A 13,196-nucleotide genomic window follows, 5' to 3' on the forward strand; every position below is an offset into this window, starting at 1 on the left:
CCAAGATGAGAATTCTCACTATAGGCGGAGGCGGCAGGGAGTGCGCCGCGGCGGATGCCTTCCACAGGGCCGGTTCGGACATTTACGCCGTGATGAAGAATGCCAATCCCGGCATCATTTGCAGGGCGAAGAAATACCTGCTTGTCGACGAAAAGGACATTGCGGCGATATGCAAGTTCGCAAAGGAGAATATAATCGAGCTTGCCTTCGTCGGGCCCGAGGCACCGCTGGAGGTCGGAATAGTCGACGCTCTTGAGAAGGAAGGAATACCTTGCGCCTCGCCGACTAAGGCCGCGGCAAGGATCGAAACGTCCAAATCGTTCATGAGGGAACTGGTCCGCAAGCACAAGGTGGACGGTAACCTGGGGTATGCCGCTTTCGACAACCCCGCGGATACAGAGGCGTACCTTAAGAAGGTGGACTACCAGATAGTGGTCAAGCCGATAGGCCTCACAGGCGGAAAGGGCGTCAAGGTGGAAGGAGAGCACCTCCACACTCTCAAGGACATAATGGGCTACGTCAACGAGATATTCGACCAGAACATCGGGGGCTCCGGCGTTATCATCGAAGAGAAAGCCGTAGGGGAGGAGTTCACACAGATGGCTTTCTGCGACGGAAAGACCGTCGCGCCGATGCCTCTGGTACAGGACCACAAGAGGGCCTACGAGGGTGATGTGGGACCCAACACGGGCGGCATGGGCTCGTATTCGGACGCGGACCACCTGCTTCCTTTTATCGGGGATGAGGACCGCAAAAGATCACTGGCCATAATGAGACAGATAATCTCGGCCATGTCGGAGGAGGGGTGCCCGTACCGCGGGGTCATGTACGGACAATTTATGCTCACAAAGGACGGACCTAAGATCATCGAGATAAACGCTAGGTTCGGAGACCCGGAGGCGATGAACGTGCTGCCCATACTCGAAGACAACTTCGAAAGAATCTGCTGGGACATGGCGAAGGGCACGCTATCGGAAAGCATCAGGTTCGCGAAAAAAGCGACCGTCTGCAAATACGTAGTACCGCGCGGATACGGCACAAAGCCCGAATCCGGTCATGAAATATCGGTCGACATGGAAGCGGTGAAGAGAAGCGGCGCCGAGGCGTTCTATGCGAACGTCGAGATGATAGATGATAAAGTGTTCACCGGCACCTCGAGGGCGATAGGCATAGTGGGCATTGACAAAACACTGGAAGAGGCGGACTGGAACTGCGAGACCGCGCTTACGTTCGTGGAAGGCGATGCCATCTACGTGAGGCATGACATCGGCACCCGCGAGCTGGTCCAGCGCAGGGTCGACCATATGAGAGAGATCCTCGGGGAATGACGCGAATCGCAGTAAAGGTCGCCTACCTTGGCGAGGGCTTCTCAGGTTCTCAGATACAGCCCGGGCTGCGCACTGTGGAGGGCGAGATAGGGTCCAATCTGGAGGTCATATGCAACACGACCGCGGAAGAGCTGAACCTGAAGCTTTCGAGCAGGACCGACCGGGGCGTCAACGCACTGGCTAATGTCGCCGTTTTCAGTACGGTGTTCGAAAACTACGAAGTGCTCCTCAGGGCCTTGAACGCGGTTTCCAAAGGGATCTACTATCGCTCTTACACTGTTGTCCCCGAAGATTTTAACCCCAGGTATGCGGACCTTCGTATGTACCGCTACGTCATACCTTCCGAGGGCATAGATCCGGTACGCGCCCGCGACTGTGCTTCCATTTTCGTGGGGGAACATGATTTTATCCGTTTCTGTAAATACGATAACAAGCCGACCATTGGGAATGTTGAATCGGCAGACATATGGAAAGAGGGCGAAATGCTGATATTCGACTGCAGTGCCAGATTTTTTCTTTGGAATCAGGTGCGCCGTATGATGTCGGCGATCGCTGCGGTGGGAAGGGGCGATGCCGAGAATGACGACGTATTAAGGGCGCTGAGCGGCGAAGATATAAGCTTCGGCGTCGCACGTGCGGACGCCCTGACCCTAAGGGATGTGGTCTACAAAGATCTGGATTTCAAAGTACCGGATGCGGCCATGTTCGATACCAAGGTAAAAGAAGAGCTGTTCCGCAGCAGACTGAGGGAGTCTTTCTTCACTTCCCTTTAAACAACCCGAGAGATATATGGTCGCATGGAAGGGCTTTCGGACGGTTTGACGTCGGCTTCGGATTACTTCGGCCGTGCAGAGGAACGCAGAGAATATGCGATCAGGTCTTCACGCGAGATCATCAGAAGGTCGAAGAAAATAATCCATTCCATACATGAGGGGGATGATTATTCCCTCGATGCAGAAAAAATCTCCCGAGAAGTGCGTACTATGGTCTCCGACCTGAAGGATGAAACATACCTCCTTTATTCCGGGCCCGCGGCAGATGCCATGTCAGAGTATGCCGAGGCCGCAATTCTGGGCGGAATGCTGAAAAACGGAGCGGTTCCATCCCATGAAACGCTGGGAATACCCGAACCTTCCTGGGCACTGGGTCTTGCGGATACTGTCGGCGAGCTCAGACGCATCGTGCTAAAACGGCTTATGGCCGGGGAGATCGAGATGGCGTTATCCGCATACAGTATGATGGAAGAGGTCACCGACGGGATACTTTTGTTCGACGTCCCTGACGCTGTTGTACCGATGAGAAGGAAACAGGACATAGCCAGAGGCGTTATGGAACGTACCCGTTCCGACATAGCCATAGCTATGGTCATGTCAAAGAAATGAAAAATAAGCGGGGTTTCCCCCGCTAAGTAATTTAACGCCTTCCCTTTGGTTTTCCGAAGTTCTTGACGGGCTTGCGATAGATGAATATCAGCACTATGACTAATACGATGAACAGGAGTGCGATCAGAACCGTCGCAATCTGATAGTCGTCGTGGCCGATATAGAACACGCTCTCCTGATTCAGTCCCGTGACTGTGACCATGGATGTTTCGCTTACCGCCTTGTATGTGTGCTTCCCGGATGACAGAGTGTCGGTAACCCACTCGAAGGTAGCCGTGTCGGTCTCGCCGGGCGCAATGTCGCTGACCGTCGTCTCGCTGTCCGGTACTGCTTTGCCGTCGACGATAAAGCTGACCGTGAGCGAGCTCAGCGTAACGTTACCGTTGTTGGTTATTTCGGCCTTAAGGGTTACAGGCACTACGACCTTGACGGATGCATAGCTCGAACCGCTGACATCTATCTCTTCGGTGCCGACTGTTACGGTGCCGCTGTATTCAACGACCAGCTTGTATGTTCCTGCAGTGTCGGGCGCGGTCACCTTGATGGTCTTGGTGCCGTTGGCGGTATACGTTCCTGTGGACGGAGATGCTCCGCCCGTCATCTTTTCACCGCTGGAATTCAGCAGATATGCTGTGAACGTCACGGACATCGAGCTGAAGCTGCCTTCGTAGTAGAATGGTGCCTCGTACGATATCGTGCCTTCGGTCTTCACGATGTATCCGTCGACCGGGGTCACGTTAAAATATTCCGCGTCCGAATCGTCCGCTGTCACAAGGCATACGCCGGCGACCATCAGGAGCGATATCACTCCCATTATCGAGATTACTTTCTGCGTCTGAACACCCCCCTCTTAGATCCGAGCCAGACGATCATTACGATCAGGACGACGCTGAGCAGAAGCAAAATCCAGAACGCGTTCTGGACCGCATTTCCGGTCTGGTATACATTGTCCCCTGAAGCAGATACCGAAGACTCGAGCACTGCGTCCTGTTTCGTCACATCGAACTCGACGGTTGTAACGGGCGAACCGGACGACGGTGAAACTTCCACCTTTATGTTTATTTCCGGAATCTCCGTGCTCGAACCGTCCACACTGATCAGCTTCACATAGACCGTAGTGTAGGCGTATCCCGCGACGGGGAACTTGGTCGTAGAATCAGCACTGATGAGCTTTCCGTCCCCGTCCGATACTGTATACAGCCAACCGGAAGGAACACCGGTTACCGTCAGCTTTGCGTACATCATGTAGTTCGCATCGTTCCTTATCGTCACCGCATACATGTACTCATAGTCGTTGACCGCGTCCGAGCTTGCGCCATCGTCGGTTGCAACCATCACTGTTACGTTGTCGACCGCCGCGATATCCACGACATATCCGCTGGGCATCTGGCACGTCGCCTGTGTTGTGCCATTGAGGTCTGTAAGCGAGACTTTCATCTCCGGATCGCCGTCCCCTACTTTAAGCGGGTCCAGCCATCCCCATACTTCCACTGTTTCGGCCCCTGAACCATCCACCGTGACGGTGTAGGATTTGTCGAGCTGCCACGGACCGACGGCCGAGACGGCATATGTCTTGGTGCCGGTAGAATCGACGGAAGGCGTCACGTCGAGTGTGAACGAGAATGTTCCATCGGCGGACGGCGCGAGAGTGCTCGCGTCGACCTCGATCGTGAGGGCCGCATCCGAATCGGCCACAGAAATCCCGTCTCCTGTCAATTCGGCGTTAACGGTGTTCGTCTTGGTCGAATCGATTGTTGCATTCACTGACCCGGTGTAGCTGTATTCGCTGGAGCTGATGGTTTTCGTCACGTCGAAAGTAATCGTCACAGCCCCGATGTCTCCGGGAACCTCTATTTCGTAGGCTCCGTCCGAGACGGAGGCGAATAGGGTCTGTCCGGATGCCGATATGACAGCTGTACCGCTCCCTGCGACTCCGACGTATCCCTTGAGCGTGACCGCGTCCTTCAAGGTCCATGCTGGGTTGTCGAGAGCTGAACCGTCGTAGTAAGCGTATGCAACCTGGGTGTCCGTCTCTGCTTTGAACAGATACTTTCCGGACTCCAACAGGTAGTATCCTGTGCCTAAGTTAACCTCGTAGTATTCAGCATCTTCGTTGTCTGGGTCCGCCGTCACCGTGACTGTGGCCCCTGTGAGAGCGGGCACCTCGACCTTCGACATATTCTCTACTTTTGTGTCGGCGACGGTGTACATTGTGTTGTGTCCAGCTCCAGCGTAAACTTTGACCTCGCTGTATGTGTAAACTCCTGCGTTCTCTTCTATGCAGAAATATGTTCCCGGTGCCACAGCGGCCGATGCGCCCGCGGCTATCTCATAGTCTGCCGTGTCCGAAGTTGCGGACGTCAGCAACCATGTGTTATCCGTCGGGGTTATGCTCTGGGAATTTACAGTGCTACCGGTAACGGTACCGATGTTGAAAGACGCCGTGGCATTCTCGGTGCTGGCCGCAATGGATTTTGTAAGGTCTGACCAGGTCATCGCTGAATCGCTGGATCCCGCTATGAGGATCTCAGCAGTTACGCCGTCGGGTATCTGTATCACCGCTTTGCCTTCGGAATTCGTCATCCCGTAGATTACCTCGCCGGTTCCCAGAGTTACCTTTACCTCTCTGAACGCCAGGCCTTTCTGGCCGTCCGTACCGGAACTGAAGGTCAGGGTCACGGTGAGCTTCCGGCCGTCTCCGGTCTCAAGCTCTCCCAGGTCCGCTCCGGCGGTTATAGTGACCGTCTTTATGAGACACGAACCGTCGCTTCCGACCGCGCACACGGTGTAGTCGCCAGCAGGCAGTTTTCCGCTTATGTTGCCTTCATCGTCCGCGGTGTAGCCCATCGTCACACCGTTGTCGCCGAAGAACGTTACAGTCCCGGAGATCGCCTCGCCGGACGAGGACATTAGCGTAGCGGTGAAGTCGACGACAGAACCGATATCTGTATACGTGCCAGATTCCACATCGTACGTCTTCACAACGCTGCCGTCGTAGAGAGTGAATGTGGAATCTCCTATGCTGGGCAGGTTCGCTACTCCGGAAGTTGCGTTCACCGATGAATATCCGGGTGCCATAACCGTAATGATTCCGGTCATTCCGGACCCGGTCTCGACGTCGCCGTAAACGGTGATCTTCGCACTGACTGTGGAGGTACTGACCGTTGCGCTGGATGATGTACCTACCTTATCCTTGGCATATACGACGTACTGCCCCGAATAGGTGACCCCTGTGATGGACGACATCACCGATATGTCGACTTTGCCGTAAACGTCTGTAAGGGCAGTCGCCTCGTATATCGATCCGTCGAGCAGGCTCTGGGCTACAACCTGTATATCTTTCAGCGGAGCGCCGTACTGGTCGGTGACGGTCACAGATATCTCGCCTTCGGGCTCGATGTCTATTCCGGAGTTGTTTCCGGGATATATTGTAACCGTCTGCGTGCCCAGCGTGTATGTGCCGAGGGTCGCGGTCAATGTGTATTTATCCGAGGGCATCGCCGGGAACGTGTATTCGCCGCTGGCGTTAGAGTCGACCGTCACACTCGTTCCGGAATACAGCCCTGTGGCCGTGACCTTTACAGAGCTGGTGACTCCTGTCACGGTTCCGGAGATCGTGGATGCAGTTATATCCGTTGCGACCGCCGGGTCTGTGATGGTCTCCACGAACGTGCCGCCGACCGTCAGATCTGTCCCTGTGTATACTCTGATCTCGTAATTTCCAGAAGTGGGGACCATTATCGAATAGATGCCGTCGGAACCTGTGAAGGAGGTCGAGCGCTGAACGAATGTTCCGTTCTCATCCTCTTCGAACACGGCGACCTTTGCGCCTTCGAGGGGCGTTCCGCCGTTGTAAGTCAGCTGACCGCTGACCGCGGTCTCTTCGGACGTGTCCGACACCTTGAGGAGCACGATGCTCGAGAAGTAGTTGATCAGTCCGCCGTTGGTCTTCTGCAGTTCGATGGCCTCATAGCCGTCCATGTAGACCCATCCGTCGTCGTTGAGTTCTGCGTCGCCGTCAGGGTTGTATTTGACCTGCCAATATTCCACTTCGAATCCGCTGAGCCCTAGTCCTGGCTGTGCGGTGACTGTCCCGTCGCTGTAGACGAGGTCGTATGCCAGACTGGTGACGCCGGATGATTCGTCGGTCACACCGAAGATGGCCTTCCACAGGAAGGATTCGTACATCGCGTCCGTGTAGCTGACCCCGGTGTATCCGTATGTGAAGAACTTGGTGTATGCGCCGTTCGAGTCTGCGGAGTAGTCGTTGAGGTACGCGAGTGTCGAAATCGAAGAACCGTCCCCGTAGTAGAGAGGTATCATTCCCGCATTGAGGGCTACGTACGAGATTCCGCCGTCCCCGCGCTCGTCGCAGATATCGTTGTAGAACGCTATGACCTCCGGCTCTGTCAGATTGTCGGTTATGTACTGAACCGTGCGGATATAGACGGCGTTCTCGTCGCTGATGTCTCCGGAGACTCCGGAGTAGATGTCGGGGTTATTCAGAATCGTGTCCCTGCAGGCTGCTGGGTCATTGATCAGCGACTCCAGGTCGCCGAGGCCGGCCGCGTCTATCAGGTCGGAGTAACTTCCTGTGCCGTCTGCGATTATCAGACGCATGGCCATTGCGGCGAGCGCTCCTTCGGAACCTTCCGCGAGTATGATGTTGGATGCTGCCGATGCGCCCTGTCCGGAATCGCTGGTGAGAGAAACAAATCCTCCTTTGTCCACCGCTGCGGACGAATCCTGGAACCATGTGACTATGGCCCCATCCTTCGATATGGTCGAGTACGTGTCCCAGATCTTGTTCATGGGGTCGCTTTCCTCGGTATTGATGGAATATCCCAGACCGCCCAGGTAATCCGTGGACATGTCGCTCTCCTGGTTGGTAGAAGTGCTTGCATCTGCGGCCAACATCGCGTTGGGCGCGACTATCAGCAAAAGGATGCATATGAAAGAAATGAAGGGCTCGGGCTTCAGGAACTTCTTGAGGCTTGCCTTGAAACCCCCTCCCCTGATGGTTGCCAAATAGGTCTTCATGTCAACGCCGCGGATCAGTTTGACAATGACCACAGCGGCCGCTATGGAATACATCGCCCCGGCTATTATGGCGCTCTCGAAAGACAGCCAGCTGAGCACGAACACTCCGATGATCCAAAGCATCGACATCAGATAGGCCTCCGAATGAGCCTTCTTGCCGAACCTGTAAAGCATGTACGCGAAGATCACAAACGGCATCCAGACGGTAGCCCAGCCATAGAATGTGGCCATGTATGATATCGATATGTGTTGCGGCAGGAGGATCGCCGCGAGGAGCGGCGTTTCATAGATCTGGTTCCCGGATACTACATCGTTGAAAAGCCAAGGGGTTGCCAGATAAAGGACCACCAATGCGACCGCGGCAACGATCACCGGAATGAGCATGGACTGTATTCTGGGCCTCGCCCTGAAAACGTAGAACAATCCGACGCATGCGGCAGATATGGCCGCTATCGTCAGAGGTCCGGTGAACACTGCGAAGAACAGGCCTGCGGCCACATAGTAAGGGACCGATGCCGCGAGCCCGATGATGATCATCGTGAGGTACGAACCTAAAACCGCACCGAAGTCGCGGCCCTTGAGGCGCGCGAACACCGCCTGGGCGACCATCAGGAACACCAGCATGACGATGATCATGCGGAATCCGTTCCACGAAAGCGCTATCGCTGCGACCAGGAGGCCTGCGGGAACGGTATACTTTAGAACGCCCTTGCCGAAGGCGCCCTTTATGCCTGCCTCGCGGTTGCTGTCGAGGGCGTTCATCGCCCTGACCATGAAAAGCATGGCGGCCACGAAGAACATCAGGACGATGCTCATCTCGTTCCCGTTGGAGAACACGGACATTACGATCGGTAGCGGAAGGGTGGCGAACAGAAGCGCGGATACGAGGCCCACGGTCCTGTCGAACATCTCCTTTCCCAGAATGTACACGAGGACGCATGTTATTGCTGCCGCTACGGGGCCGGAGAACGCAAGCGCGCCTGCGGCTGCGGTAGGGACGGATACTCCGAGCAGCATGGCGATCCATGCGAAGAATGCCAATATGAAGTCGACCAGCGGAGGCTGGACCGATGTTCCGCCGTACGGGTAGTTAAGCGAGGGGTCGGAAAGCCCGAATGCGCCCGTAAGGATGTTCTCGATCGTGTGCTGGTGTTCAGATGACCCCGAGCCTGACAGGGCGAAATTGCTTCCCGCGGATATACCGAACGAGAAGACTGTCCTGACGGCGATGGCCAACGCGACTATCAGAAGAAGCGTCAGCGGGAGCCAGTGTCTTTTTATCCAAGATCCTTCGCCGCCGTCTTTGGCGGCCAGGACCCTCTTCTCAGTTTCCTGGGAAGATTTTGCCTTTCCGAATTTACGCATTATAAGGGTCTCCGTCCTTTAAGGTGGCGATTGATGTTTGATTGCCTATTTATAGGTTTACGGGTGCGTATCTATTATAGGTTCAGAGGTCCGCGCACCGTTCTATTTCATCGCATAGATCTTTTGCGACGGACCTCGGGTTCTTGGACGTATATATGGAGCGCCCGACTATTACGTAGTCGGCACCCGCCGATATGGCCGATGCCGCACTTCCGCCTTGGGCGCCGACGCCTGGCGAAAGGATGGTCTTGTTCCCTACGACCGACCGGATCGCCGCGATTCCGTCGGGCCTTGTCGCCGGTGCGATGAAACCGGACGCTCCGCATCTGACTCCCATCTCGGCCATTTCCACCGCATGTTTTGCAGTGAATATCTGCCCCCCGGGATGGCTCATCTCTGTCACGGCGAATATCTCGGCGTCGGTTCCTGCCGCCGCCACTGCCGCCGCCAGGGAGTCGTCGCCCGTGAATGCGTGAACGATGATTGCCACGGCTCCGCGTGAGACGCAATTCTCCACGATGAGCCGAACGGTGTTGGGTATATCGGCGACTTTGAAGTCGCATATAACATCGTTACGTTCGGCCAGCCTGTCTATCATTTCCGGACCGGAAGAAAGTACCAGCGGCCAGTTGATCTTCACTGCGTCCACACAGTCGGATACCGCATCGGCTATCGCCAATGCCTTTTTGCCATCGGTCTCGTCTAGAGCGAGGACCAAACGAGTGTCCTTCTTCATGGTTTCCCGATAGCTCAGGGAGAGTTAATAAAACGTCGGAGTGATTTACGTTCATGACGGTAAGGAGATTGGAGTGCGGTTCCGCGGCAGACGGCGAACTCGCTAAGGGGTGCCTTTTTTGCTCTGAGGGTTCGAAGATGGTACTTTTTGTTACCGGGATCTGCTATACCGGATGCCCGTACTGCCCCGTGTCGTTGGAAAAAAAGGGAAATGCTGGCACATTTGCCAATGAGCTAAGGGCCCTATCCGACGCGGAAATAATCGGCGAGGCGGAGGCCATGGATGCTATGGGGACCGGTGTGACCGGCGGTGACCCGCTCTGCGACATGGACCGCACCGTGCACTATATACGGATGCTCAAAGAGCACTTCGGTCCGAAACATCATATCCACCTCTACACCTCGACAATAGATCCAGACAGGATAAAACTGCTCAGGGAGGCTGGTCTTGACGAAGTCAGGTTCCATCCCCGCGACAGCGAGTGGGCGAACTTCGATACCGAAGACCTCAAGAAAATCGTTTCCATCGGGGGCCTGGACGTCGGCATCGAGGTCCCGGCCCTTCCGGGGCGCGAAAACGACCTGAACTCGATGATATCACGCGCTTTTTCGGCCGGAGTTTCCTTTGTAAACCTGAACGAGCTGGAGTTCTCGGAAAGTAACTGGGATATGATGAAAGAGAACAAATACAAGCTGAAAGACGACATATCTTCGGCCATCAGGGGATCGGAGGAGACCGCGCTGGCACTTATTGCTTTGAACCGTGGCAGGAGGATTCATTTCTGCTCCTCTTCTTTCAAAGACGGCATACAGCTCAGGCGCCGCCTTATACGTATGGCCAACAACACCGCAAAGGAATACGATGTCGTTACAGAGGAGGGCACGGTCCTCAGGGGAATCCTTTACGCGGACGACCTCGACGAGGCGGCGGCGCTGCTGATGACAAAATATGAAGTTCCGGACATCCTGATATTCATTGACAGGAAACGCAATAGGATGGAGGCCGCCTCGTGGGTGCTACAGGAGCTTGCGGACGAACTGCCTTACAGGTGCTACCTGATAGAAGAATATCCGACCGCGGACAGGCTGGAGGTCGAGAGGGTGCCTCTCGGCCACCACGCCCGCGGCTGATTAACAGGTTTCATCCAGGAGAAGATCCCTAGGGGAGGGATCAATCTACGCTTAGGCTCTGTATGTCGTGGTGTCTGTTCACGATGTCTCTGGCTATGCGGAGGTTCTTGCCCTCTTTTCCTATGGCCCTGCCCTTGAGTTCCGGATCTACCGTGACGGTAGCGTGGGTGATCTCCCCGCGCTTCTCGATCATGACCTTCTGAGGATTGTAGATGTGGAAGACGTTCATAACGAACTGCTCCGGGTCTGCCGAGTGCTCGACGACCTGGATGTTCTTCCCGGTAAGGTCCTTCAGTCTGATCATATGATCCCCTTTCTTGCCCACCGCTATGTTGCCCTGTCCCGCCTCGACTACGAAGACGAGTTTGTCCGGGGTGTCCATGCAATCCACCGCATTCGTGTGGGTTACCTCCTGGAACAACGCGATGTACCTAAGGGTATCCTCTGTGATAACTATCTCTGCAGGCATTTCACTCACAGCGTAAGTATGTTTGAGGTGCCTTTATCGATGACAGCCAGCGCCGAGACCGAGAAGGGCTTTCCGCAAAGAGCTCCGAGCTCCATGTTATTGCCATCGTAGATGTGGACCTTCACGCCTACATCTCCTTTCAGCGATTCGCTGGGGCAGTTCCTGGCCAAGATTATCATCTGGGCCTTGCCCGTTTTTATGGCCTTCTCCGTCTGGTCTACTCCGAACTCGACCTTACCTGTGGTAATGGCCGATTTCAGCGCTCTGCTTATATCGACTTTTTCTTCGCTCATTCTTCATCCCCCTTCATTTTTTTCCTGGGTGTATAAATTAGGTTTACAGCGCCGGTTCCTAGCGTCACCGGCTGTCCCACTATGATGTTTTCCGTCACACCTTCAAGGTGATCGACCTCTCCCACCATTGCCGCATGCAGCAGGTGGGCCGCGGTTATCTCGAACGCTGCCCTTGCGAGCACCGACGACTTCTTTCCGGACACTCCGTGCCTTCCGATGGCCTTGACCAATCCGTCGTTGGTCATCAGGTCTGCTACCAGCATGATGTGCCTTATGTCGACGTCCAGTCCTGCTTCTCCCAGTGTCTCTCCGGCCTCGTGTATGATCGCATTCCTGGCCGCCTCGATCCCCAGAACATCGGCTACTTCCAATATGCTGTTCGTCATGACGTACGGGGAATCGACCCCTTCGACCTTCAGGACCTCCTTCAGGTTGCTGCCTTCGGTGACTATCTCGTACCTGCCGGTGTCCTTGCTTTTGCTGAGGACCGCTCTGGCAATACCGTCGATGCCCTTGATCTTGGCGTTCTTTATGGCGTCGTACATGGTCTGCAGCTTCTTGAACGACTGCAGATCGGACGTTATTGTTATACTGAAGTCCGTCTTTTCGATCAGTCCGCGGACGGCTTTTATCTTGTTCAGTTTTTCGAACATCTCGTCTATCGTCACGCCGCGCTTGTCCATCTTGTGGGCGCTGGGCGTTATGATGATGCGCATGTTCGTAACATCCGTGGATATCTCGGCGACGTCCGTAAGTACGGTCATCTCGATCTCCGAAGCTACGTGACGTGCGACGCTCTCGTCCTCGGCGGCGATCCCCAGAAGAGGGATCTCCATCGACGGCGTGCTCGGAACGCGCCTGGCATCGACGATCTCGATGAGCCTCGGAAGGCCCTGCGTAACGTTGATGTTGGCGACTCCTGCATAGTGGAAGGTACGCATGTTCATCTGGGTACCCGGCTCGCCTATCGAATGCGCCGCCATGACGCCCGCGGACTCGTTCTGGTCCATCAGGTGCGACGTGTACATGTCCCACGCCCTGTCCACGAGCTTTTCGCAGACGTCTTCGCTGAAATCGTTCCCGGCTATGCGGGATGCTATGTCGGTGATGATCTTCATCGGGAACGCGTATCCCTTGGACCTGGCCACGTCCAGGAGCATCGTCTGCTCCGGGGTGCGGTGGTGGGCGTGCGTTATCTCCTTTGCGGTGAACGCCGGTACGGCCTCCTCGATCTCTTTCTTCACCTTTGCGGTCGTGGTGCGTGACGGGCGTTTGGAGAGCTTCGTCACGATGGACTCGGCCTCCTCGGAAGATATTCCGAGGTCCTCGATATCGCCCTGGGATATCGCTTCCACGTCTCCGAGGGTGTTGTATTTGGTCATCAGGAGCGCGGCAGCCTCTTCGCTGATCCCGCGCCTGATCAAGGCCTTCATGGTATCTTTCTTAGCCATTA

General features: G+C 55.3%; 10 protein-coding genes. 4 read left to right on the top strand and 6 right to left on the bottom strand.

The genetic code is table 11. From position 1 onward, the window contains the following. Positions 1–5: 5 nt before the first annotated feature. From purD to VB016_06330, 3 genes are read left to right on the top strand one after another with little or no spacing between them, the layout of a single operon-like run. On the top strand, positions 6–1,328 hold the full coding sequence (gene purD / locus VB016_06320) for a phosphoribosylamine--glycine ligase (GenBank protein MEA4978141.1): 1,323 nt from the start codon (positions 6–8) through the stop codon (positions 1,326–1,328). Next, a complete protein-coding gene (locus VB016_06325; GenBank protein ID MEA4978142.1) occupies positions 1,325–2,101 on the top strand; it encodes a tRNA pseudouridine(38-40) synthase TruA in 777 nt (258 codons plus the stop codon). The genes purD and VB016_06325 overlap by 4 nt, the downstream gene beginning before the upstream one ends. Positions 2,102–2,125: 24 nt before the next feature. Then, positions 2,126–2,710 carry an RNA-binding protein gene (locus VB016_06330; protein ID MEA4978143.1) on the top strand — a complete coding sequence of 195 codons (585 nt, stop codon included), beginning with the start codon at positions 2,126–2,128 and terminating at the stop codon, positions 2,708–2,710. A 31-nt stretch (positions 2,711–2,741) separates the two neighbouring features. Here the strand turns inward: VB016_06330 and VB016_06335 are convergent, their stop codons facing one another. From VB016_06335 to pyrF, 3 genes are all read right to left on the bottom strand, one after another. Further along, positions 2,742–3,524, bottom strand: coding sequence for a CARDB domain-containing protein (locus tag VB016_06335; GenBank protein MEA4978144.1), 783 nt, complete (start codon positions 3,522–3,524; stop codon positions 2,742–2,744). Positions 3,525–3,532: 8 nt separating this feature from the next. Further along, entirely contained in the window at positions 3,533–9,115 is a 5,583-nt protein-coding gene (locus VB016_06340) for a carboxypeptidase regulatory-like domain-containing protein (GenBank protein MEA4978145.1), read from the bottom strand. 82 nt (positions 9,116–9,197) lie between these two features. Continuing rightward, on the bottom strand, positions 9,198–9,851 hold the full coding sequence (pyrF, locus tag VB016_06345) for an orotidine-5'-phosphate decarboxylase (GenBank protein MEA4978146.1): 654 nt from the start codon (positions 9,849–9,851) through the stop codon (positions 9,198–9,200). Between the two features lie 53 nt (positions 9,852–9,904). On the opposite strand from pyrF, the gene VB016_06350 reads away from it, so the two are divergent. Further along, positions 9,905–10,981 carry a radical SAM protein gene (locus tag VB016_06350; GenBank protein ID MEA4978147.1) on the top strand — a complete coding sequence of 359 codons (1,077 nt, stop codon included), beginning with the start codon at positions 9,905–9,907 and terminating at the stop codon, positions 10,979–10,981. A gap of 40 nt (positions 10,982–11,021) precedes the next feature. Here the strand turns inward: VB016_06350 and VB016_06355 are convergent, their stop codons facing one another. The 3 genes from VB016_06355 to rpoA2 are packed head-to-tail and all read right to left on the bottom strand — an operon-like array spanning position 11,022 to position 13,194. Next, positions 11,022–11,450: a NusA-like transcription termination signal-binding factor gene (locus VB016_06355; protein ID MEA4978148.1), complete on the bottom strand. Its 429-nt coding sequence runs from the start codon at positions 11,448–11,450 to the stop codon at positions 11,022–11,024. Between the two features lie 5 nt (positions 11,451–11,455). Continuing rightward, complete coding sequence (locus VB016_06360) at positions 11,456–11,743, bottom strand: 50S ribosomal protein L30e (GenBank protein MEA4978149.1); 288 nt, start codon at positions 11,741–11,743, stop codon at positions 11,456–11,458. Beyond that, the gene (rpoA2, locus tag VB016_06365) at positions 11,740–13,194 is read right to left on the bottom strand and encodes a DNA-directed RNA polymerase subunit A'' (protein ID MEA4978150.1); all 1,455 of its coding nucleotides are present in this window, start codon (positions 13,192–13,194) and stop codon (positions 11,740–11,742) included. The genes VB016_06360 and rpoA2 overlap by 4 nt, the downstream gene beginning before the upstream one ends. Positions 13,195–13,196: the final 2 nt, after the last annotated feature.

This window comes from Methanomassiliicoccaceae archaeon (genome assembly GCA_034928305.1).
Lineage (GTDB): Archaea > Thermoplasmatota > Thermoplasmata > Methanomassiliicoccales > Methanomethylophilaceae > VadinCA11.